At 52.6% G+C, this 22,367-nt stretch carries 21 protein-coding genes; 11 read left to right on the top strand and 10 right to left on the bottom strand.

What is annotated here, in order from left to right; all coding sequences use genetic code 11:
* Positions 1–280: 280 nt before the first annotated feature.
* Complete coding sequence (locus E6Q52_RS11730; protein ID WP_292822238.1) at positions 281–1,090, bottom strand: MipA/OmpV family protein; 810 nt, start codon at positions 1,088–1,090, stop codon at positions 281–283.
* A gap of 122 nt (positions 1,091–1,212) precedes the next feature.
* On the opposite strand from E6Q52_RS11730, the gene E6Q52_RS11725 reads away from it, so the two are divergent.
* Positions 1,213–1,647, top strand: coding sequence for a DUF3429 domain-containing protein (locus E6Q52_RS11725; protein WP_292822236.1), 435 nt, complete (start codon positions 1,213–1,215; stop codon positions 1,645–1,647).
* A 48-nt stretch (positions 1,648–1,695) separates the two neighbouring features.
* Here E6Q52_RS11725 and E6Q52_RS11720 read toward each other — a convergent pair whose 3' ends face one another.
* Positions 1,696–2,709 carry a serine protease gene (locus E6Q52_RS11720; RefSeq protein WP_292822234.1) on the bottom strand — a complete coding sequence of 338 codons (1,014 nt, stop codon included), beginning with the start codon at positions 2,707–2,709 and terminating at the stop codon, positions 1,696–1,698.
* Between the two features lie 211 nt (positions 2,710–2,920).
* Between E6Q52_RS11720 and E6Q52_RS11715 the strand changes: the two genes are divergently transcribed.
* Complete coding sequence (locus E6Q52_RS11715; RefSeq protein WP_292822232.1) at positions 2,921–3,301, top strand: hypothetical protein; 381 nt, start codon at positions 2,921–2,923, stop codon at positions 3,299–3,301.
* 131 nt (positions 3,302–3,432) lie between these two features.
* Complete coding sequence (gene sbmA, locus E6Q52_RS11710) at positions 3,433–4,659, top strand: peptide antibiotic transporter SbmA (RefSeq protein ID WP_292822230.1); 1,227 nt, start codon at positions 3,433–3,435, stop codon at positions 4,657–4,659.
* Between the two features lie 33 nt (positions 4,660–4,692).
* Here sbmA and E6Q52_RS11705 read toward each other — a convergent pair whose 3' ends face one another.
* Both E6Q52_RS11705 and E6Q52_RS11700 read right to left on the bottom strand, forming a co-directional pair.
* Entirely contained in the window at positions 4,693–6,858 is a 2,166-nt protein-coding gene (locus E6Q52_RS11705) for a GGDEF and EAL domain-containing protein (RefSeq protein WP_292822228.1), read from the bottom strand.
* Positions 6,858–9,440, bottom strand: a complete 2,583-nt coding sequence (locus tag E6Q52_RS11700) for a chemotaxis protein CheW (protein ID WP_292822226.1) — start codon at positions 9,438–9,440, stop codon at positions 6,858–6,860. The genes E6Q52_RS11705 and E6Q52_RS11700 overlap by 1 nt, the downstream gene beginning before the upstream one ends.
* Positions 9,441–9,748: 308 nt before the next feature.
* On the opposite strand from E6Q52_RS11700, the gene E6Q52_RS11695 reads away from it, so the two are divergent.
* Positions 9,749–10,192, top strand: coding sequence for a DUF2721 domain-containing protein (locus tag E6Q52_RS11695; RefSeq protein ID WP_292822224.1), 444 nt, complete (start codon positions 9,749–9,751; stop codon positions 10,190–10,192).
* Here E6Q52_RS11695 and E6Q52_RS11690 read toward each other — a convergent pair.
* Positions 10,189–11,286, bottom strand: a complete 1,098-nt coding sequence (locus tag E6Q52_RS11690) for an HPP family protein (protein ID WP_292822222.1) — start codon at positions 11,284–11,286, stop codon at positions 10,189–10,191. The two genes, E6Q52_RS11695 and E6Q52_RS11690, sit on opposite strands and share 4 nt — an antisense overlap.
* Before the next feature lie 253 nt (positions 11,287–11,539).
* On the opposite strand from E6Q52_RS11690, the gene E6Q52_RS11685 reads away from it, so the two are divergent.
* The 4 genes from E6Q52_RS11685 to cobC all read left to right on the top strand — a co-directional run bounded on the left by E6Q52_RS11685 (position 11,540) and on the right by cobC (position 15,537).
* Positions 11,540–13,000 carry a DegQ family serine endoprotease gene (locus E6Q52_RS11685; protein ID WP_292822220.1) on the top strand — a complete coding sequence of 487 codons (1,461 nt, stop codon included), beginning with the start codon at positions 11,540–11,542 and terminating at the stop codon, positions 12,998–13,000.
* 124 nt (positions 13,001–13,124) lie between these two features.
* Positions 13,125–14,171, top strand: a complete 1,047-nt coding sequence (gene cobT, locus E6Q52_RS11680; RefSeq protein WP_292822218.1) for a nicotinate-nucleotide--dimethylbenzimidazole phosphoribosyltransferase — start codon at positions 13,125–13,127, stop codon at positions 14,169–14,171.
* Positions 14,172–14,182: 11 nt separating this feature from the next.
* Positions 14,183–14,974 carry an adenosylcobinamide-GDP ribazoletransferase gene (locus E6Q52_RS11675; RefSeq protein ID WP_292822216.1) on the top strand — a complete coding sequence of 264 codons (792 nt, stop codon included), beginning with the start codon at positions 14,183–14,185 and terminating at the stop codon, positions 14,972–14,974.
* Positions 14,971–15,537 carry an alpha-ribazole phosphatase gene (cobC, locus tag E6Q52_RS11670; RefSeq protein ID WP_292822214.1) on the top strand — a complete coding sequence of 189 codons (567 nt, stop codon included), beginning with the start codon at positions 14,971–14,973 and terminating at the stop codon, positions 15,535–15,537. Before E6Q52_RS11675 ends, cobC begins: the two co-directional genes overlap by 4 nt.
* Here cobC and E6Q52_RS11665 read toward each other — a convergent pair.
* Positions 15,534–16,943 (bottom strand): PLP-dependent aminotransferase family protein, encoded by a 1,410-nt coding sequence (locus E6Q52_RS11665; RefSeq protein ID WP_292822212.1) that lies wholly within the window; start codon positions 16,941–16,943, stop codon positions 15,534–15,536. The two genes, cobC and E6Q52_RS11665, sit on opposite strands and share 4 nt — an antisense overlap.
* Before the next feature lie 103 nt (positions 16,944–17,046).
* Here E6Q52_RS11665 and E6Q52_RS11660 point away from each other — a divergent pair, with 103 nt between their 5' ends.
* Both E6Q52_RS11660 and E6Q52_RS11655 read left to right on the top strand, forming a co-directional pair.
* Entirely contained in the window at positions 17,047–17,283 is a 237-nt protein-coding gene (locus E6Q52_RS11660; RefSeq protein WP_292822210.1) for a hypothetical protein, read from the top strand.
* A gap of 15 nt (positions 17,284–17,298) precedes the next feature.
* Complete coding sequence (locus E6Q52_RS11655; protein ID WP_292822208.1) at positions 17,299–17,943, top strand: FMN-binding negative transcriptional regulator; 645 nt, start codon at positions 17,299–17,301, stop codon at positions 17,941–17,943.
* Here the strand turns inward: E6Q52_RS11655 and cobD are convergent.
* Positions 17,912–18,904 (bottom strand): threonine-phosphate decarboxylase CobD, encoded by a 993-nt coding sequence (gene cobD, locus E6Q52_RS11650; RefSeq protein ID WP_292822206.1) that lies wholly within the window; start codon positions 18,902–18,904, stop codon positions 17,912–17,914. The genes E6Q52_RS11655 and cobD overlap by 32 nt on opposite strands.
* The gene (gene cbiB, locus E6Q52_RS11645) at positions 18,897–19,850 is read right to left on the bottom strand and encodes an adenosylcobinamide-phosphate synthase CbiB (protein ID WP_292822204.1); all 954 of its coding nucleotides are present in this window, start codon (positions 19,848–19,850) and stop codon (positions 18,897–18,899) included. The genes cobD and cbiB overlap by 8 nt, the downstream gene beginning before the upstream one ends.
* Positions 19,851–19,852: 2 nt before the next feature.
* On the opposite strand from cbiB, the gene E6Q52_RS11640 reads away from it, so the two are divergent.
* Positions 19,853–21,304: a cobyric acid synthase gene (locus E6Q52_RS11640; protein ID WP_292822241.1), complete on the top strand. Its 1,452-nt coding sequence runs from the start codon at positions 19,853–19,855 to the stop codon at positions 21,302–21,304.
* Here E6Q52_RS11640 and E6Q52_RS11635 read toward each other — a convergent pair.
* Complete coding sequence (locus E6Q52_RS11635; RefSeq protein WP_292822202.1) at positions 21,301–21,519, bottom strand: RNA-binding S4 domain-containing protein; 219 nt, start codon at positions 21,517–21,519, stop codon at positions 21,301–21,303. The two genes, E6Q52_RS11640 and E6Q52_RS11635, sit on opposite strands and share 4 nt — an antisense overlap.
* Before the next feature lie 32 nt (positions 21,520–21,551).
* A complete protein-coding gene (locus E6Q52_RS11630; RefSeq protein ID WP_292822201.1) occupies positions 21,552–22,367 on the bottom strand; it encodes a DUF4198 domain-containing protein in 816 nt (271 codons plus the stop codon).

Here is a 22,367-nt window from a genome sequence, read left to right as displayed (position 1 = left end):
CGATGATCTCGTTTTCGCGACTAGCAAGGCAGAAAAGCTTCGCACTCTAGCTTTTGCCTTCATGAGTCAGGAATTAATATGCTCTCAACCGTTTCACATTGCAAAAATCAAATATGAAGGCATTCTAGGCACCACCAGTGTCAACTGAAATCCTTTTTTACGGCCTAATTTTATCGGTTTACTTAAATTGCCATATATTCATGATTAAAAAACCTTTGTGCGCGAAACCGATTTCGAAAGATAATAAAAGCCGCCGCCAGCTGAGTTAAAAGCAAGTGCGTTAGAAAGGAATACTATAGCCGACATAAGCCATCGGCTGGATTCTCGTTTCGGTAATCGGGCTATCATTTTGTGCGTTGCTGAGTCGCGTCACAAAGGCGCCAAACAACAGTGAGTGGTCTTTAAAGGCAGGCATCATGCCGTTGACCCCTGCTTGCCATTCCACGCCAGAACCTGCGCGGTAAACTGGGCGGCTGGCAGTCGCTTCGCTGGTGCTCACACCAAAATAATAGTCATTAAATTTCTGGTTGTTCCAGGTGGCGCCAATGACGCCGTTCAGCCGTAATTGCGGTGCACGAATCAAGCTTTTAATATATTGCAGCTGTACTTGCTGGCCATTACTGTTACCGCTGGCGTCTGCCGTCCATTGCGCGTTAAACGTGCCATAGTCAGTTTGCCAGCGCAGCAAGGGGCCAACAAAAATTGAAAAATCGCGGTCTTGCATGCCGCGCGTGCGGTCGCCTTTGCTGGCATCCCAGCCAAATTTAGCTTCGGCAGACAGGCCAAAACGCAGTCGCTTATCATCGCTGTCCAGCAGCCAGACGCCTGCCTGCAAAGCGTTTACAAAAAAGCGGTCACCGTAATTGGCATTAATAATCGGCAATACCAATGCACGGTATTCATCGGAGCCAGACGTTTTTGGCAAAATACCTACGCCGATGCCATAAAGATTTTGCGCTCTAGGCACTGCAGTTTCGGTTTGGCGGTCTATGCGTGATTCTGTGGGGCGCGACTCTGCCGCTGCCGTGGCACTGAAACAGGCGATAGCGAGGCTAATGGTCGAGCGGGAGAAATGGCGGTGATTCATCATAATTGTTCTAAGTGATTTGGTTGAGATCATGTGTCTGTCATGTAGCACCACAGTTTAGTTCCTGTGTCGAAAACCAAACTGACGGAGTGAGGTCAGAGTATCGGTTATCAGGAGAAATTATCATGCAACGAGATCAGATGCTATGGGCAAAAGGCTTGGCTTTATTAGGCGCCACTCCGTTTATCGCCGCAGTGGTAGGACAGTTGGCCGGGATGGCGAATTATCACACCGGTTACTTGTCACTCACCTACGGTGCTATCATTATTTCTTTTCTGTCAGGCATCCACTGGGGATTATATCTCACCCATGCAAAAGCCAGACGCATCAATCTGTTGATCTCAAGTAACGTCATCGCTTTGCTGGCCTGGTTACCGTTGTTACTATTGATTCCGGTCACGCAGTATCTGATCCAGATCACTTGTTTTATCAGCCTGCTGCTGATTGATCGACAACTGCTAGCGGATGGCGCAATAGAGCGCTGGTTTTACCAGTTGCGCCAGCAAATATCTTTGCTGGTGATTGGCTGTTTGCTGTTGTTGGTTTCGTTGCAGCCTTAGGCAGCCGCCATTGACACTAGCTGCCATCGACACCAATAGCCGGTGACTTTAACTGCCTTGTTTTAACTTTAAAATTTGCTGCGCGACTTGTTCGCCTGCGCTTTGGTCAATGGCATTAATCGCCGGTTGAATCGCCTCTAGCGTGGCGACATCTTTTTGTGTCAGCGCGACCCGAGACAAGGCCAGCATGGCGTCAAAATCGCGCTGGTTCAAGTCATAGGCATGCTGTAAATCCTGCTCTGCCTTGGCAAATTGCTGCAAGCCTTCTTCCGCCAATCCCAAAAAGTACCAGGCATCCGCAGAGCTTGGTTCTTGCTTCACCCATAAGTTAGCAATTGATTGCAAGCTCGCCCAATCTCCATTCTGGTAAGGAATCACCACCTGCATAAAATACGGCCGTTGTTCCAGCGGCAAGGCCCAAAATGGTACCTCGTTGGTTTTGAGTGAGATGACTTCCGGCGCATCCATCAGCTCTTTAATCCACTCCACCGGCAGGCTGTAGTAAAACGCCTGATGTCCCGGACTCTTGAAGGTGGTGAGGCCGATCAGGTTAAAGTGTTGGTCAAACAGGGCACCGCCGCTGGAGCCCATTAAAAAAGCGGCATTTGAACGCACAATCATGCTGCCCTCAAAAGGATAAATCCCTTTGATATTGCCATAAGAGATTTGTGGCACCGGCGCAGCTGCCGGAAAGCTCAGGCTGAACACTTCTTCTTCGTATTGCAATGTTTTGCTGTCGCGCATCGACAGTGGCTTAAACGGCAGTGGGTCAAACTTGAGCAAACAGACATCACGTTTCCAGTTTGCCTTGAGCGCAATTGGCTGATAACCATCCCTAAACTTCGCAATATTGGCCCCATTGCTATTGGCAATCACATGGCAGTTGGTCGCCACATATTCCGGGCTAACCACCACCCCCGAGCCACGGCCGTTGGAGCCACCGGGAATATCGGTGGTGACCATCACAATCGAATGGCCCAGCTCTAGGGTGTCTACGATGCTCGGCTGCGCGTGCAGACTCATGTTTGTTAACAGGATAGATAAAACGAATAACCGTTGCATACAGGCTCCGAGAGTGAAAGGCCAACCGCGCCGATCATGCACCATGCATGACCGTGTATACTCTGACCATCGTATCGCGTAAATGTTTTCTGCAATAGCTATTTTGTAGGCATTTTCTGACAAATAAATCGGCAGTGGTCGACTTACTCAAGGCGCATCGGCACTCTAAAATCGCCATTGAAATAATCTATAACAACACTGAGTATTCACCATGCAACGAACCAAATCCTATATGCTGCCCAAGCTGATTTTTTTAAATATGCTTGCCTTAATGATGATTACTTTTGAGCACCAAGCCCCTGCTGACAACAATCCTTTGCTTAATCGCGCACAGACGGGGCAAGTCGCGGCCAAACCGCAAGCGGCTGAAGTGGTCATTACCGAAAATGCTGCTGCCCCTGCGCTAAAAGTGGCGGCAATAGATGACAATATAGTCAATGAAGATAAACAGACTGCCATGAAAAAACCGGCTGTTTATAAAAAGCGTGTGTCACAAAAACATTCAGCGATTAAACCGCATGCCATGGTGTTGAAGGCAAATTATATTGCCAATACGCCGTTGGGCTGCTGTTTCCGCGGCAACCGTATCTAGTGCGCACAAACCTTTAAACACACAAAGCCTCCTCACGGAGGCTTTTTTGTTGCAGGTCTTTTCAAGAGCCAATACACTGGCGAAAAGTGGCTCCCTAAAACATCTGTTGAAAAATCGTCTAAGAAAGCGCTATGTTTAAATCCTTTTTCCCTGATTCCCGCTGGTTCTGGCCTTCCGTCATTGTCTGGGCGGCTATTTGCTGCGGTGTTTGGTTTGAGTTTTCTGCCGCCATTGGCGCCGTGTTTGGCTTGGCTATGGCTGAAGAACAGCCAGTGATTGGCCTGGGTCACTTTGTCACCGACTCATTCAAGCTGTTTTATGGCTACTATGCCGTGAGTGTGGCGCTATTCGCGCTGGCCTGGTTTAAGCTCAAGCCCAGCCGTTGGCAATGGTGGTCGATTCTTGGTTCAGCATTTATTTTGTTTTCGACTTATTACTCGGTGCAGGTGTCGGTGGCAATTAACAACTGGCGCCGACCCTTTTTTGACGGCGTGCAGGCCGCCTTGTCGCCTAATTCTAAAGTGACCACCGCCGAGTTATACACGCTGATGTTGCAGTTTGCCGAAATTGCGTTTGTGGCGATTTTTATCTACGTCATTACGCGCTTTTTTGTCAGCCATTATATTTTCCGCTGGCGCACGGCCATGAACGATTTTTACACTAGCCAGTGGCCACAGGTGCGCCGGATTGAAGGTGCGTCGCAGCGGGTGCAGGAAGATACCATGCGCTTCGCCACCATTATGGAAGGCCTGGGCGTGTCTATGGTCGAAGCGATCATGACCTTGTTTGCCTTCTTGCCGGTGCTATGGAGTTTGTCAGCTTACGTCAGCGAGTTGCCGGTATTTGGGGCGGTGCCAGCGCCTTTGTTTACCTCTGCGATTGCCTGGTCGGTGTTCGGCACCTTGCTGCTAGCCGCGGTGGGGATTAAATTACCGGGGCTGGAATTCAGAAATCAGCGCGTCGAAGCGGCATATCGTAAAGAGCTGGTGTATGGCGAAGACAATAACGAACGCGCACAACCTGCCACGCTGAAGTCACTGTTTATGGATGTGCGTAAAAACTACTTCCGCCTGTATTTTCACTATATGTATTTCAATGTGGCGCGCAGCCTGTATTTGCAGGCAGATAATATTTTTGCCTACCTGATTCTGGTGCCGACCATTGCGGCTGGCCGGATCACTTTTGGGATTTTGCAGCAGATTCTGACCGCGTTTTCACAAGTGAGTAACTCGTTCCAATACCTGGTGAACTCGTGGACCACCATCGTCGAACTGCTGTCTGTGTACAAGCGGTTGACGGCCTTTGAAGCCGCCATCAAGCACGAAGCCCTGCCAGAGATCGAGCAAACGGTCGCTTGATCCTGCGATTGGCAAAATGCATGGTGGCCAGTGTTACCTGGCCACCTGCTGAAAATGATCAAACTTCGGCTGCTGTTCGCGCATAAACTGCGCCAACGCCTCGTCAGACAACGGTCGGCTGTAATAGTAGCCTTGGCCGACATCACATCCGCTGTGCAGTAAAAAGCGGTGCTGGTATTCGGTTTCTATGCCTTCTGCCGTCACTGATTTATGCAAGCTTTTGCCCAGGTTAATCAGCGCCAGCAAAATGTTGCCGTTGGTGACGCTTTGCTCCAGGTCTTGCACAAACGCCTTGTCGATTTTTAGCTCATCAATCGGATAGTTTTTGAGGTAGGCCATGTTCGAATAGCCAATGCCAAAGTCGTCAATCGCAATACACACGCCCAGCCGTTTCAGTTGTTCCAGCGTCCGCGTGAACATGGCTTCGTCTTTGAAGCGTGCATTTTCGGTGACCTCCAGCGTAATTAAATGTGGCGGCACGCGCTCTTGCCGCAATACGCGTTGTACGGTTTCAACCAGGTTGCCACGCAAAAACTGTATCGGCGACACATTGACCGCAATCGGCACCATATAGCCCCACTCGGTTTGCATGGACTTGATCTTTTGGCAGGCGGTCTGCAACACCCATTCACCAATGGCAAAAATATGGCCGGTTTCTTCGGCCACCGGAATAAACTGGTCGGGTGGAATCAACCCGCGCTCAGGGTGTTGCCAGCGGATTAAGGCCTCCAGCGCGCTGATATTGCCGTGCTGCATATTGATTTGCGGCTGGTAATAGAGCATGAGTTCCTGGCGCTGCATGGCATGGCCCAGACCATATTCAATTTCGTTACGCTCGCCCAGTTGTTGTGCCAGCGCGCCGCTAAACATTTGTACCTTGTTTTTGCCTGCGTTTTTGGCACTGTACAGCGCCGAGTCAGCGCAACTGAGCAAGGTATCTATTTCTTTGGCATGGTCAGGGTAAATGCTGACGCCGACACTGCAAGTCATGTTAAACACATAGTCGCCAATGGCGATCGGTTGCGAAATGGCTTCCATCACACGTGCTAGCAAGGGTTCAGCATCTTCGGCCACGCGCAGGCGGGGGTAAAGCATGACAAATTCGTCGCCGCCAAAGCGCACAATGGCATCGGTTGGGCGCGTGCTCTGGATCAGCCGTTGCGCGACATTTTCCAGCAGTTTGTCACCAGCGCGGTGACCCAGTGTGTCGTTAATCAGCTTGAAATGATCAAGGTCGATAAAAGCAATGGCAATTTTGTTTTGCGTTTTGTCCGCCTCGGCAATCAGGCTGGCCAGTTTGCCACTAAACGCATGCCGGTTGAGCAGGCCGGTCAGGTTGTCGGTGACGGCTAGCTGGCGGATTTGCAGCTCGTGGTTCTTACGGTCGGTAATGTCTTCTACCGTGCCTTCGTAATACAAAATCTCGCCTTGCGGGTCGCAGACGGCATGCGCGTTTTCCGAAATCCAGATGGTTTCACCATTCAGCCGGTAAACCTCAGATTCAAAGTTGTGTACCCGGCCTTGCGCGCGGATGGCGTCAGTAAATTCGCCGCGCCTGCTTTCGGCCACATAAAGCTGGGTGCTGATATTGTTCAGGTCGCCAATCAGTGCCTCTGGCGACACATAACCGTATAGTTTTGCCAGCGCCGGATTGGCATTGAGGTAGGTGCCAGACTCGGTGGTCTGGAACATGCCCAGCGTGGAGTTTTCAAACATGGAGCGGTACTTTTGCTCGGTGCTGAACAGTTCGTCTTCGATGCGCTTGCGGCCACTGATGTCCTGAATAATGCCTTCCAGCGCCACCGGCTGCCCATTGTTATCAAACACCGCGCTGCCGCGCTCAGCCACCCAGGTGATGTCGCCATTGGCGCGCACAATACGGTATTCCAGCTCAAAGCGCTCGCCTTTCTGAATCGCGGCATCAATCACTGCCCGCGCCTTGTCGCGGTCATCCGGGTGCGTCATGGTTTCGTAAGAGGTACTTTTATTGAGCAGCAACTCATGTGCCGGATAACCAGTGAGGGTTTCGCAGCCCTTGCTGACATAAATCATGGTCCAGTTGCTGTCATACAGGCAGCGGTAAATCATGCCATCCAGATTATCCAGCAGCGTATCCAGCAATCGCTGTTGCTGCGCAGTGAGTAAGGATTCCATGATGTCGTTTTGCATGATGCCAAAGAGGGTAGTCTGACTATTCATCAGGCATACACCTGTTCTGTAGACTGCGAGCGTACGGAAAGCACTTTGTCCCACAGACTTTGTGCGGTGATCAGGGTCAGCATGCTGTTTTGGGCGATATTGGCAATGGCAATGCCAGGGTTGTGGCTGGCGCCCCTGAAGAAGGTTGTCATCGGCTGAATCTGCGATGGCGCCAGGTAAGGGATTTCGCCCAGTGCAGAGACAAACAGGCCAAATTTTAGCGAGGCGGCTTTGTCTTCAATCACAATGATCTGCCGGTAATCTGTGAAATAGTGTGGATGGCCCAGCATGCGCGCCAGGTCTATCACCGGAATCACTTCGCCCTGATAGGTGTGCATGCCAGCAATAAACGGTGCCGACTCCGGCAGGGTGCGTAATTGATCTTCGTCTATCGCTTCGCGCACAAAGCGCGCCTCTATGCCCAGCCAGGAGTCGCCGACGTAAAACGTGGCATATTCCTGGCAGTCCTGCCCGGACTGCGCAAACAGGTTGGGGTTGAATTTGTTGTGGATGACTTGTGCTTCGGCATGGATGCGCTGGTTAATTTCATCGACCTTGCCCAGTGGCGTGAAAATCAGCGCCACCACTTTGTTGCGATAGCTGTCCTGTTCACTTTTAAACTCACGGTAACCATACGCGGCGCGACCGCCCACCGCATAATAAGTATTTTGATAAATCGCAATATCAAATAGCTGATCGCCTTCTTTTAACTTGTTAATCGCGGGCATCAACTCAAACAACTCGCCCACGGCAAAGTCTTGATGTGTGCTTGAGATCACGTTGAGTTGCTCATTCACAAACAAGGTAAAACTGCCATGGACTGGCGTATCTGTTTTATCGCGCGGAATCACGTCACGCAGCATGGCCTGAAACTGCGGTGTGCTATCAAACACAATGGCGATGCCACCGACAATGCTATTGCCATCGAGGTGGCGGATCGGCGCAGCATACATGTAGGTATGTTTGTCGTTGTAGAGCGGGGTGGGTTCAAATGCAGAGACGACGTAATCTTGCGTGGAGGCGCAGCTCCTGGTGCGGCCTACCCATTCATCGGCCAGGTGTGTACCCAGCAAATGGGCATACTGCTGGTTGGATATCGCCATCACTTCGCCTTTGCGGTCAAAGATGATCAGGTTGTCATACACGGTGTAGAGGCTGTTGATATAGCGCAGCACCTCGCTCATTTTGCCTTTGTCTTCTGCTTGCAGGCTGGGCTTGGCCAGCAGCTCTCTAAACAGATGCGTCAGCGCCCACCAACGCACATCGTTGGCGCGTTCATACAGGTTGCGGTCCATGATTTCTACCGCCAGTTGCGCGTAAAAACTGGAGTTTTCCAACATCACCGACACCACGGTCTGATAAAGCTCAGACACCATGTTTTCAATGATTTTCTGCGTTTTATGGCCGGTATGGCTGATTTCAGAAAGCAGACTTTTGGAAAAGTTTTTCTGCTGCGTGTTCACATCATTGCTTTGCCGGATATTGCCGTTCCACACCGACTGGTTCAGTTTGCTCTGGATATTGGCGGCCTGCTTGGGAATATTCAGCAAGCTTTCAGAAAAGATCAGCGGGCTACGCATCACTTTGCGCAGAGTGTCTGCATCAATGTTATTCACTGTGTCATGAATCGTCTGATTAAACGCATGCTCAATCGGGATCATGGCCTGCCCCAGCCAGCCTGGCCCCAAGTAACCTTGATAGCCTTCGGACTGTTTAGTCACGCACAGATATTCGCGGCCGTTAAACCGTGTGATAAACCAGTCTGTTTCCGGGTCTACGCACAGCGCAATGCCAAGCGGAATTTGATACGGATCACTGGAGGCAATCACATGATGCTCTTCGTCCAGTAACACGCCTACGGTCCAGTCATGCTCTGAAATCAGGTGATGAAAAATCGTATCCAGCTCGTTAACGAACTTAAAACACAGACAGAGCACGCCTAAGACACGCTGGCCATCTTTGCTACGCACGGCATGCGCATAGACCAGTGATTTCTGCAGCTTGCCACCGACGTCGGTCTCATAAAAGCGCTCTATATAAGGCTCAGTCGATTGGCGAGCCAGGGCCACAATTGGGTGGTAGTGGCACAGGGTGGTTTGCGTCTCATCCAGTTGATGCAATAGCTGGCCTTCCTCATCAAACAGCACAATATTGTCGTAAACAGTATATTTTTTCTGATACTCCTGAAAACGAAATTCAATTTTTTCCTGGTCGGCATCTTCCACGCTGTCCGCTGCCTGTTTTTCCAGATAATCACGGACATCATTGTCGGTGGCGAAAAAGCCGATGTCAGCCGTACGCTCAAACAGGTTGCGCACAAGCAAGTTAATAATTTCAAATGCTTTTGATGACAGTTGTGCCGCGGTTTTATGCAAGGTTTCCTGGGATAAGTGGCGTAATACATCGTTTGAGATGGTATTAAACGCACTGCGGGTTTCTTCCATTTCGGAGCCGGTGCCGGACAGTTGCGCCATCAATGCCAGGCTATCCCAGGCATGTTGTAATTGATAAATGTGTGAACGAAAGTCATTGACCTTCTTGAAGTGGTTAGCCAAATCCTCGGTTAACGGTTGCGGGTGCATCTTGTGGTCTCTTCCCTATCAATATCGATTGTTACCGGGGTGTATAGAGCAAAAATGATTCCCGATGGAGGCATTTGAATTGAAAAACAATGGCAAGAAAAATGCTTTTATTGCAATATTAAGGGGCTAAATGTAGTGAACATGGCGCAAAATTCGCTTATCAATCACTGAACTAAGCATCAAACACCCGCTTTTTCGCGGAATTGATTTGCGCATGCCTTTTTGTAGTGCACCGATGGCCGGAAAAGTACGGTTTTGGTGCCGATTTGTTTGGATAATGACTGACCGTTAAACCTATGATTAATACCATGATTGAGATTCACAGCGTGTCTGAGGCCATTCGCGATGCGGTGGCGCCGGTGTTTTTATTGACCGGGATCGGCTCGATTTTAGGCGTGCTGATTGGCCGCCTGGGGCGCTCGATAGACCGTGCCCGCTTTTTGACCGATGCGCCTGAAGAAAAGCGCGAGCGCTTTAAAGATGAATTGCGGATTATTGTGCGTCGCACCAAGTGGTTGCGGCGCGCGATTGCAGCGGCCACCTTTGCTGCCTTGTGTATTTGTGTGTCGATTGCCAGTATGTTTTTGTCGGTAGAAACCGGCTTGCGCTTGCCGCACCTGGTGATGGTGTCTTTTATTATTTCAATGGCGTCGCTGATTTTCGGCCTGTTATGTTTTTTGCGCGAAATCGTGCTGGCGTCCCGTGAGGTGATTGTGCCGTTTAAGCAACGCGAACAATCTGCCCAACCTTAACGATACAAGGCGCGGATTACATCGGTTTGGGTCAACATCCCTACCAGTTTGTTGGCGCCGTCGACCACTGGCAGCAATTGCAGGTGATGGCTGGTCATCAGCGGAATGGTATGCATCAGGTGCATGTGTTCGCTGATGGTGATGGCCGGGGTGGTCATGATCTGGCCGACCACTTCTGGCTTGTCGCTGTGCGTGGTCGGTGACCAGCGGATCAGCCGCTTCAAGGCGGGCGCTACTTCGCGGTAACTCTCTGCCTTGGCGTGGCGCATAAAGTCAGACACGCTGAGTAAACCAATCACCAGTTGTGCTTTGTTCACCACCGGAATCGCGGGCTCTGTTTGTTTGAGGATGGTTTGCCAGGCGGTTTCCAGCGGGTCGCCAAACTCTAGCGTGGTGGAGACCGGGCGCATGATTTCTCGGCATTCAATGGCTTCCAGCTTGCGCCTATAAGCAATCAGCTCGGTTTGCTCCAGCAAGCTTTGTAATTGCTCTGGATGAATATCCAGCACCTCATGAAACTGCCCCAGCGCGGTTTGCAAGTCTTCTGTTTTAAACCCAAACTGGTAGTGCATATGCGTAGGCGAGTTGGGCGCGTGCTCGTGATGTGCTGCAGGATAGCGATAGCCGGTCAGCGTATGGTAAAGCCAGGCCGTGAGCACCAGTAGCAGGCTGTTTGCCAACACTGGCCACCAGACAAAGCTATAGCCTAGGCTGTGAATGGCCTCGCCACCTAACACGGCGGTGAGGGCGACGGCACCGCTGGGCGGGTGCAGGCAACGTAGCGCAAACATCAGGGCAATGGCGCAGAGCATGGCCAGCGCGGCAGCAAATACCAGTTGTTGCGGTAGTAGTTGTGAGAAAAACACGCCCGCTAAGGCGGCCAGGGTGTTCCCCGCCAAAATCGCCCAAGGTTGTGCCAGCGGGCTGGACGGCAGGCAAAACAGGATGACGGCCGAGGCGCCCATGGGCGCAATCAAAAACACTGCGCTATGCCAATCGCCTGGCACCACACTGAGGGCAATCAGCCCGGTACACAAAATCCCTAATCCGGCACCGATGGCCGCCCGTGCGTAATCGCGCAGGGTGCCTGTCATACGGCGAGGCCAGTAGGGCTTTAAAAAAGACGGTAACTCTGTCATTGCTTGGTCAAAAAACAAAGAGTGTGAAGTGTATCACGATCAATGTATGTGCCATGAGCCACCGTGCTACAGATGCTCTCTTGCACGCCTGTTTGCCTGATACATCAAGATACAAATACAGTGAAACTTTGGCGCATTTTTGATGCCAATATGCCCGTACCGTGTTTTTATGAAGTGCAAGATTAAAAAAGCAAGAAAGGACGTTGTGATGCAATCGTTTTTACAATCAAGACTCACGCATTGGGTAACTGTGCCGTTGGCGGTGGCTGCTTTGTTTGGCGCCGGTTACTGGATCAAGGGCAATACGCTGGTGACCCATGCGCAGGCCACGGCTCCGGTGTCTGCCAAAACCATGACTGCGCCGAGTGCCTATATCACCTTACCAAACTTTGCCAGCATCGCGGCTAGCCAGGGCGCGGCGGTGGTCAATATCAGCGTTACCGGCACGGTGAAAACGGCTGGGATTCCTGGCGTGGATCCCAATGACCCGATGTTTGAATTGTTCCGTCGTTTTCAACCCAACCTGCCGCAAACTGAAACGCCGATGAGTGGCTTGGGCTCTGGTTTTATTGTCAAATCTGATGGTGTGATTCTGACCAACGCGCATGTGGTCGACAAGGCGGATGTGGTTACCGTGAAATTGTCTGATAAACGCGAATTTCAGGCCAAGGTGATTGGCGTGGATAAACTGACCGATGTCGCTGTGCTTAAAATTGAGGCTAAGGATTTGCCCACCGTGCATATCGGCAGCACCAAAAATAGCAATGTCGGTGACTGGGTAGTGGCGATCGGCTCGCCATTCGGTTTTGATAACACCGTGACCGCAGGCATTATTTCAGCCAAATCACGTGCCTTGCCAGATGAAGGCTATGTGCCATTTTTGCAAACAGACGTGGCGATTAACCCGGGTAACTCTGGTGGCCCGCTGTTTAACCTCAACTGTGAAGTCATCGGCATTAACTCACAAATTTACAGCCGTAGCGGTGGCTATCAAGGCTTGTCCTTCGCTATCCCGATTGATGTCGCCATGGGCATCGAGCAGCAACTGCTGGAAAAAGGCAAAGTCAGCCGTGGCCGTTTAGGCATCGGCGTGCAGTCGATTAATCAGGACCTGGCGAGCTCGTTTGGTTTGCAATCGCCGAGTGGTGCGCTGGTGAGCAATGTCGAGAAAAATGGCCCGGCGGATAATGCAGGGTTGGAACCAGGCGATGTCATTGTTAAATTCAACGGCCAGAGCATAGACCGCTCCAGTGACTTGCCACCAATGGTGGCCAGCGTGAAACCCGGTAGCACCGTTGGTATTGAAGTCTGGCGTAACAAGCAGTTGAAAAAATTGTCTGTGCGCATTGATGAAATGCAAACGGCGCAGGCTGGGCCTGCGCAAGTGGCCGATAGCCAGCAAGCCAAGCTCGGCGTCAGTGTGCGTCCACTCAATGCACAAGAGCTGGCACAAACGCAGCTCAAGCAAGGCTTGCTGGTTGAAGAAGTGGCCAAAGGGCCTGCCGCCACCGCCGGCATTCAGCCCGGAGATGTGATTCTGGCGGTGAATGGCGACCAGGTGAAAAATGTGGCGCAACTACAGGACAAGCTGTCACAGAACGTGAAAAATGTCGCCTTGCTGGTGATGCGTGGTGAAAGCAAAATCTACGTGCCAGTGAAGATTAGTTAATGTTTACGTGTAGTCCCTAGAGACTTGCCCCGCACTTGCGGGGCTTTTTTATATCCCAGGCAAATTCAGGTCAGGCATTGCATAATTCTGCTACGCTTTGCTTTTTGCCCGTAAAATAATCCCTATGCAGACATTTCACATAGCGCCTACGCACAACGCGACTTTAGAGGCTGCCCTGATGCGGCAAATTAATCAAAAAACCAAACCGCTGGGGGCATTGGGTCGGCTGGAAACGCTGGCATTACAGCTAGGGCTGATGCAACAAACCGAGCGGCCGACGTTGCAGCAGCCTACCATGCTGGTGTTTGCCGGTGACCACGGCATTGTGGCAGAGGGCGTGAGCCCTTACCCGCAGGCGGTGACGGCGCAGATGGTGCAGAATTTTCTCAATGGCGGTGCCGCCATTAATGTATTTGCACGCCAACATGGTTTTGATTTGCATGTGGTGGATAGCGGCGTCAATGCCGTGTTTCAACCGCACCCCATGCTGATTGATGCCAAATTAGGCATGGGCACCGAAAACTTCCGCCATTTGCCTGCCATGACGGCTGACCAGTGCACGCAAGCCATCATGCGTGGCGCACAAATTGCGCGTGATGTGATTGCCCAGGGCTGTAACGTGCTGGCACTGGGTGAAATGGGCATAGGTAACACGTCTAGTGCCAGCTGCCTGATGAGCGTGCTATGCGATTTGCCCATGCATCAGTGTGTGGGCCGCGGCACCGGCCTGAGCGATAAAGGCTTGCAGCACAAACTGTCGGTATTGACCTCTGCGCTGCAAAGCCACCATGTGCCAGCCGATGACCCGTTGCAGGCCCTGACGGTGTTTGGCGGCTTTGAAATCGCTATGATGGTCGGTGCATTGCTGGCGGCGGCAGAAGCCAAGACAGCATTGCTGATCGATGGCTTTATTGCGACCTCAGCCTTGTTAGTTGCCAGCAAACTCTATCCGCAAGTGATTGATTATTGCGTGTTTGCGCATTGCTCAGATGAAAGTGGGCACAGCATGATGTTGTCGCATCTCAAGGCGCAGCCATTGTTACATTTGTCCCTGCGCTTGGGGGAAGGTACCGGCGCCGTGCTGGCTTATCCCTTGTTGCAATCAGCCGTGGCTTTTCTCAATGAAATGGCCAGTTTTGACAGTGCTGGCGTGAGCGGGCAACTGCAGTGAGGCGCACAATAGTGACGCTGCAATGGCGCTATTTTGTGCTGGCGGTTGGTTTTTTCACACGACTGCCGGTGCCTGCGGTGGCAGACTTTCAAGAGTCAGACCTTAATCATGCCGCCAGATATTTTCCGCTGGTCGGCTTGTTGATTGGCCTGCTGGCCGCCATCGTTTGGTGGTTGGCGAGCTGGGTATTTCCGCCGGCCTTGGCCGTGTTATGCAGTATGGCGGCGACCATTTACCTGACTGGCGCATTTCATGAAGATGGCCTGGCGGATAGCGCTGATGGTCTCGGTGGTGGCATGGATCGCGCGCGCAAGCTGGAGATCATGCAGGATTCACGTCTCGGTAGTTATGGCGCGATTGCGCTGGTGGGCATGTTGCTGTTCAAATTTCAGGTTTTATCCGCGCTCACGCCTGCCATCTTGCCGTTTGCGCTGATCTCCGCGCATGCCCTTAGCAGATTGGCCGCAGTGTACATCATGGCCACCGCTCGCTATGTGCGTTTTGCCGGTAAGTCCAAACCTCTGGCGACCACACTTTCAACGCAGGATCTCTGGTGCGCAACTGCCTTTGGCCTGGTGTGTTGGCTGGGCTTTTGCCTGATGCTGGGCGTGAATCATTCTGCGCTGAGCACGATGCGCTTTGCCCTGATCACTGGGTTGCCTGTGCTGGCTATCTGGGGATGGTGGCGTCGCCTGATTCTGCGCCATTTGCAGGGCTACACCGGCGACACCTTGGGTGCAACGCAACAATTAACTGAGCTGGCCTTTTACTTAGGGTTATTGGCCTGGGAACATTTAGCATGAAACTGACCTTAGTCCGCCATACCAGTTTGCAAATCGCCGAGGGCATTTGCTATGGCCAGAGTGATATTGATGTCTCGGTTAATTTTGCCAGTGAGTTATCACAACTCAAGCAGAAGCTGATTCACGAACAAATTGATGCGGTCTATGCCAGCCCGCTGCAACGCTGCAGCAAACTGGCGCATGCGCTGGGCTTCGACGGCATCACGCACGACGAACGCCTGAAAGAACTGCATTTTGGCGATTGGGAAATGCAATCGTGGAACGATATTCCACGTGAATTGTTTGATGTGTGGGCGCAGAATTATGCCGAACTGGCGCCGCCCAATGGTGAAACCTTTGCTGGTTTGCAGCAACGCGGTGTGGACTTTTTGCAGGAGGTGCATGCGCGCCATGCCGGCCAGCACCTGCTGGTAGTCACGCACGGCGGCATGATACGTGCCCTCATCGCGCACGTGCTGAATATGCCACTCAAAGGCCTATTTAGGTTTCACGTCGATTACGCTAGCCTGACACGGTTGGATTTATCAGGGGCGATTCCGAAAATTGAGTTTGTGAATCGCTAGGTTTTTCTTAATAACTCAAACACCTTGTCATTGTCACAGTGGGCGACGTTAAAACGTAGCCATGGCGACGGCTCCTGATAAGGCCTGAACAGGTTGCCGGGTGCCAGCATGATGTTCTGCCGCGAGGCCTCGCTGGCCACTTCTGCAGCATGTTTGTCGTTGGCGAGTTTTGCCCAAACAAACATGCCACCGGCAGGCTCGGTATGAATACTCAAACCACATGCCTCCAGCGCGCGTATCACCTGTGTCCTTTTCAGTTCCAGCCGGTTACGCACTTTCTCCATATGCTTGCGATATCGACCCTCCACCAGAATTTGATACATCACGCGCTGGTTAATTTCTGAGCTGGTGAGGCCGGTGAGCAGTTTGAGGTCGAGTAAGCGACTGGCGAGCTCAGCCTGGCAGGCAATAAAACCGACGCGCAAACTAGCCGAGATGGTTTTAGAGTAACTGCTGACGTAGATGACACGATTGAGTTGATCCAGCGCGGCTAGCCGGGGGGCGTTTTGCGGATGAAAGTCGCCGTAAATGTCATCTTCGACAACATATAAACCGTATTTTTCTGCCAGTTGTAAGATCTGGTGTGCCACCGCCAGGCTGGTGCTGGTGCCTGTCGGGTTATGCAATACGGTGTTGGTGAAAAACAGCTTGGGTCTGTGTGCTTGAAGTAGCTGCTGCAAGGCGCTGACATCGGGGCCATTGAATAACCGTGGTACTCCCATGATGCGGGCCCCCATGGATTTGAGCAAACCAAACAAGGTGTAATAACCGGGGTCGTCCACCAGCACCACATCCCCTGGTTTAATAAACAACCGTGCGACTAAATCCAGGCCATGTGACGCGCCATTGGTCATCAGGATATGTTGCGCCTCAGCATGGATGCCAATGTCAGCCAGGTTCTTTTGTGCCAATTGCTGTCGCAATGGTAAGTACCCACTTACATCGCCATAGCCAGTTAAAAAATACCCCGATTTTCGTGATAATTCATTCAGGCTTTTTTGAATCACCTTTTCATCCAGCCAGTCTTTGGGCAACCAGCCACAGCCAGGTCGGATGGCATCTGGCACATCCCTGAAAGTGTTATGCAACAGCCATAACACATCGTCGGCTCGGTCTAAATAAGAGGTGCTTGCAACGCTTTCTTCAGGCTTGTTGAGCGGCGCCACATAAAAGCCTGAGCCACGGCGCGACAGCAAATAACCCAGCGCTACCAGCCGGTCATAGGCGTCTACTACCGTAAAGCGGCTGATGCCATGTTGCAGCGCAAAGTCGCGGATAGAGGGCAGGCGCGTGCCGGTGCGCAACACGCGTTGCTCGGTGAGCTGCTTGATACCGGTGACAATTTGCTCGACCAATGGCACGCTGTCTTGCGGGTTAATCGTGATGAGTGCTTGCTTAACTGGCATGGTGTATAGACCTGTACAGTATCTTTGATTGATGGGTTAACTGTACATGTAGTGTACATGTGTGAGGCGATAGTATGCGATTTATATTTTAAGGATAGCCCCGATGAAATCTTTAGTTGCGCTGGCACTGTTGGTGATGATGGCTTTGCCGCTGATGTTAAATAGCCAGAAGAGGACGGTGAATGATCACCTTGTGGAGGCCGACCATCAAGTGATATGCCTGAGCAACCTGCAGGCTATGGCAGTCTGTGATGCCGCTACGACACCGCAACAAAACACGCAACAAGCCATGGTGCTGGTCAGAGGGCAATTGCTGCCACTGCAGCCGGCTAATCGCTAACACTAGAGATACACGATGTATACGCCAAAACACTTTTCTGCTCCCAATACGGCTGCGCTGCACGCGCTGATGCGGGCTTATCCGTTTGCCACTTTAGTGGTTGCGACTGCCACTGGTATCGAGATTAATCACCTGCCGCTGCATTTGAACGCTGCAGGTGTATTGAGCGGTCACCTGGCGCGTGCAAACCCCTTATGGCAAGCCGTGCAGACAGGGCATGAAGTCATGGCAGTTTTTCATGGCCCGCATGCGTATGTGACGCCGTCGTGGTACGCCACTAAAGCCCAAACTGGCAGGGTGGTGCCGACCTGGAATTATGTGGTGGTGCATGTGCGTGGCACACTGCGGCTGATAGAAGATGCCCATTGGTTGCGATCACATCTGGCAGCACTGACGGCGCAACAGGAAGCGGCATTTGAACAACCATGGCAACTCGAGGATTCGCCCGCGGGGTTTATCGATAAACTCATGCAGGCAGTGGTGGGCATTGAAATTGACATCACGCAACTGACGGGTAAGTGGAAGGTGAGCCAGAATCAGCCACTCGAGAATCAACAGGGTGTGCTACAAGGTTTGCGTGCCAGTGATGCGTCACATAGCCATGACATGGCGGCGGTGGTTGCAGCGGTTAATGGTTTAAATGGTGCGTCGCCTGCCTGAGCGCTTGCGCCAATCGAGGCCAGTCATTCGCGGGCGGTAAGCCAAACCGCAGCGCTTGCGGTGAGGCAAAATAACGCGTCCATACCCCTTCTTTGGCCAATGCCTGCTGCAATGCGTGGCTGGCAGGGTGCAGCACATACTGGAATAAATCTGTACCACCCGTAGGCGTGAGCCCATGCTGGCTGAGTAGTTGTGCCAATTGCCCGGATTGTAGTGGCAGTTGCGCCCGCATTTGCTGTTGCCAGTCATGGTCGGCCAGCGCCTGACTGGCGATCAATTGACTTGGCCCGGTGATCGTCCATGGACCTAGCAATGACTCTACTTGCGTCAATGCTTGTGGCTCTCCAAGCAGAAAGCCTACCCGTAGCCCGGCCAGGCCGAAAAACTTGCCCAGCGAACGTAATACCCATAAGCCAGCCTGCCCACTATGACTGGCAAGGCTATGTGCTGGCGTGGTATCCATAAACGCTTCGTCTACCACCAGCCAGCCGCCGCGTGCGGCCAGTTGTGCATGCCAGCCTAAGAGTGTATTGGTTGGGTATAACTGCCCGGTGGGATTGTTGGGGTTGCATAGCAGTAATACATCGGTATTTTTTAACAGATGGTCATCCAGCATCTGATCGAAAAATTGCACGTGATGCCCGGCACGCTGCCAGGCATGTGCGTGTTCCTGGTACATGGTGCGCGGCATCGCCACACTGCAAGGCGCGCGTAAAGTAGGTAGCACTTGCAAGGCCGCTTGCGAGCCCGCGCAAGCCAACACATGCTGGCAGCCGTAGTAGGCGCGTGCCGCTGCATGCAGCGTATCAGTCACTGGTGGCAGGCGTTGAAACAGCGCAGGCGTCAAGGCCGGAATCGGGTAGTGTTGCGGATTAATGCCGGTAGAAACATCCAGCCAGTCTGCCAGTGGCCTGCCGTATTGTTGCGCGGTCTGCTGCAAATTGCCGCCATGCTCAAGCATAAGTGATCGCTCCAAGCAGTACCGCAAGCGCTAGCCAACTCAGGATGCCATTACTTACCAATTGCAACGCGCGGGGAATATCCTCTTTGGTGGGCGCAATGTCGGTGCCCAGGCGCGGGCGCTCATGCCACTCACCGTGATAGCGGGCACGTCCGCCCAATTGCACATTCAGCGCGCCTGCTCCGGCAGCCATTACCGGGCCTGCATTCGGGCTATCCCATAACGGTGCCTGTTGCCGCCAGGCTTGCCATGCCAGCCGAGTTTGTCCGAGTAATGCATAGGTGAGCGCCGTCAGTCTGGCGGGCACATAATTCAGCACATCGTCCAGCCGCGCGGCCGCCCAGCCATAGTAAAAATAACGCGGTGTTTTATAACCCCACATGGCGTCCAGCGTGTTCACCAGACGGTAAGCCAATGCGCCTGGCCCGCCGAAAATAAAAAACCAGAACAAGGCACCAAACACACTATCGCTACCGTTTTCCAGCACTGACTCAATGGTTGCACTGACGGGTTCTATCGCCTCTACATCGCGGCTGACCATATAAGAAGTCGCCAGCTGTGCTAGCTGAAACTGGCCATGTTGCAAAGCGGTATAGACTGCCAATCCATGCTGGCGCAGGCTGCGGTGGCCGATGGCAAAGTATAGTAAATAGATATGCAAGGCTAGCGCTAGCCACATGGATCGCTGCATGGCGTAGATGATCAGCAAGATAGGCGGCAGCACGAGTAAGACCACCCCCAAGGCACCAGTGAGACGTTGGCGAGCGTGTGGCTGTTGGCTGGGAGGATTCAGGCGTTTTTCAAGTTGCGTCACCAGCCAGCCAAAGCCGACTAGCGGATGCCAGCGCCTGGGTTCGCCCAGCCAGCCATCAAGTAGCACCGCGCCACAGGCAAGCATGGCGAGTGTGAGATAATCGAGTGATGGATAAACAGGCAGTGAAAACATTAATGGTTCAGGGCACCACGTCGGATGCCGGTAAAAGTACGCTGGTGGCCGGGTTGTGCCGCGTATTGTACCGCAGCGGGGTGAAGGTAGCGCCATTCAAGCCGCAAAACATGGCGCTCAATGCCGCCGTGACCGCTGATGGCGGTGAGATTGGCCGGGCGCAAGCAGTGCAGGCAATGGCGTGCGGATTGCCGCCACATACCGATATGAACCCGGTGTTGCTCAAGCCGAATTCAGATACCGGCTGCCAGGTGATTATTCACGGCCAGGTGGTGGGTAACCAGGAAGCAAGTACTTACCACGACTATAAAAAAACCGCCATGCAGGCGGTGCTGCAATCTTACCAGCGTCTGCAACAGCAGTATGGCTGCGTGGTGGTTGAGGGCGCAGGCAGCCCGGCCGAAATCAATCTGCGCGCCAACGATATTGCCAATATGGGCTTTGCCGAGGCGGTGGATTGTCCGGTGATTTTGGTGGCCGATATTGATAAAGGCGGTGTGTTTGCACACCTGGTTGGCACCTTGGCTTTACTCAGCGAGAGTGAGCAAGCGCGGGTGGTGGGCTTTGTGATTAACAAGTTTCGCGGTGATATTGCCTTGCTGCAGCCTGGGCTGGACTGGCTGGAACAACGCACTGGCAAACCCGTGCTAGGCGTGCTGCCCTATCTGCATGATTTGCATCTGGAGGCAGAAGATGCCGTGGCCAGGACGAATAGCAAAAAGACCGGTACACAATTAACGGTCGTCGTACCCGTGTTGCCGCATATCGCCAACCATACCGACTTTGACGCGCTGCGCCTGCATCCGCAAGTAGACTTGCAATTTGTGCGCTTGAGTGAGCCTGTGCCCGCCGCGGATGTAATCATTTTGCCCGGCAGCAAAAATGTGCGCGGCGATTTGGCGGCTTTGCGTGAGTATGGCTGGGAGCCTGTGATTGCGCGGCATTTGCGTTACGGCGGTAAAGTGCTGGGGATTTGCGGCGGCTTCCAGATGCTCGGCCAGCAGTTGCATGACCCGTTAGCGCTGGAGGGCGAGGCCGGCAGCAGTGCTGGCTTAGGCTGGCTGGAGATGGAGACGACACTAGAAGCACATAAACAGCTCAAACAAGTTTCTGGCAAGCTGGCCTTTGCCGAAGCAGAGCTGCACGGCTATGAAATTCATATGGGCGTGAGTACCGGCGCCGCATTGGCGCGCCCGGTGCATATGATCGCGGCGCAGGCAGAAGGCGCGTTGTCGGCCGATGGCAAGGTCGCGGGCAGTTACGTGCATGGTTTATTTGATCATCCGCAAGCCTGTGCTGCCTGGTTGCAATGGGCGGGATTGTCTACCCAGATGGCTTATGATTACACGCAATTGCGTGAACAGAGTCTGGAGCAATTGGCCAACAGTGTGAGCCAGCATCTGAACTGGTCCGCACTCGCTCCTTATCTGCCAGCGGGGTTTAAGCCCGTTTAGCCTGCCACCACTTTAATCGTCTGCTCAAAGGCTTGCACCACTTGCCCGGCGCGGATTTTGGCGGTTTTTCTGCGCTCAATCGCGCCATCGACCTTAATCAATCCTTCGGCGACCATAGACTTGCCCTGGCCACCACTGTCGGCCACGCCTTCCAGTTTCAGCAAATCACACAGCGCGATATATTCGCCTTTAAGTTCAAAAGTCGTCGTTGTCATGGTCTGTCCTGTGCGTGTCTGAAAAAGGTATTTTACGGTTTGTTTGCGGTGTCTGGTGGTAAATTCACTTGCAGTGTCAGAGAGGCATTCTGGCTTTCCCACAAGTGTTCATTGAGCTGGTGATGCACAGTGACAAACAGAAAATTCAACCCGGCTTTTTGCGGATGAAAGCTAAACTCACCTTGCTGGTTAGCATGAAGGTTGGAGGTTCTGATGTTGTCGAGGTCGTACAAGTCCTCAATTCTGTGTTTAACAAAATGCTCGTTATCCGTCACCACGATAATGCGCGCATCCGGCACCGGTTTGCCGTTCTCGAGCACACGAAAACTGAGTTCACTCCCCAGCAGCAAGCCATTAGGCGACGCCAGTGGAATAATCTCCAGGCCTTGGTTAAACGGCTTGGCGGTGTATTTTTGCTGGCCTTTAAAAATATAAGTATCTGCATAGCTGTAGTAATTCATGGTGGTCGGCTTGCCTGTCACGCGCTTCATGTCAGCGGCAAAATACAGTTTTTTATCGGCTGTCTCTACGGCTTTATACACCGGGCCAACGCGTTTGCCGGTGCTGATACGATAAGTGCCTTCCTCTTTTAATTCTGGCTCCAGATACACCGCTGCCTTGGTCTTGGCAATCGGTTTGATCGCCGAGGTAGTGCCGTTGGGCGCCGTGATCGTGAAGTTGGGCGAGTCCATGGCGAAATCGGCCTGGAATGGAAACTCGGTAAATGCGGATTCAATGGTCAGGCGGTGGTGTGTGACATTGAACTGGTTGGGTTTTAAAAACGGCACATGCGCTTGAGCAGCCAACGAGGCAACCAAGCCGATGATGGCGAAGCAATACTTTTTCAT

The sequence above is a fragment of the Methylophilus sp. genome (assembly GCF_008015755.1).
Taxonomy (GTDB): Bacteria; Pseudomonadota; Gammaproteobacteria; order Burkholderiales; family Methylophilaceae; genus Methylophilus.
This window is presented reverse-complemented; position numbering and strand designations above follow the sequence as displayed.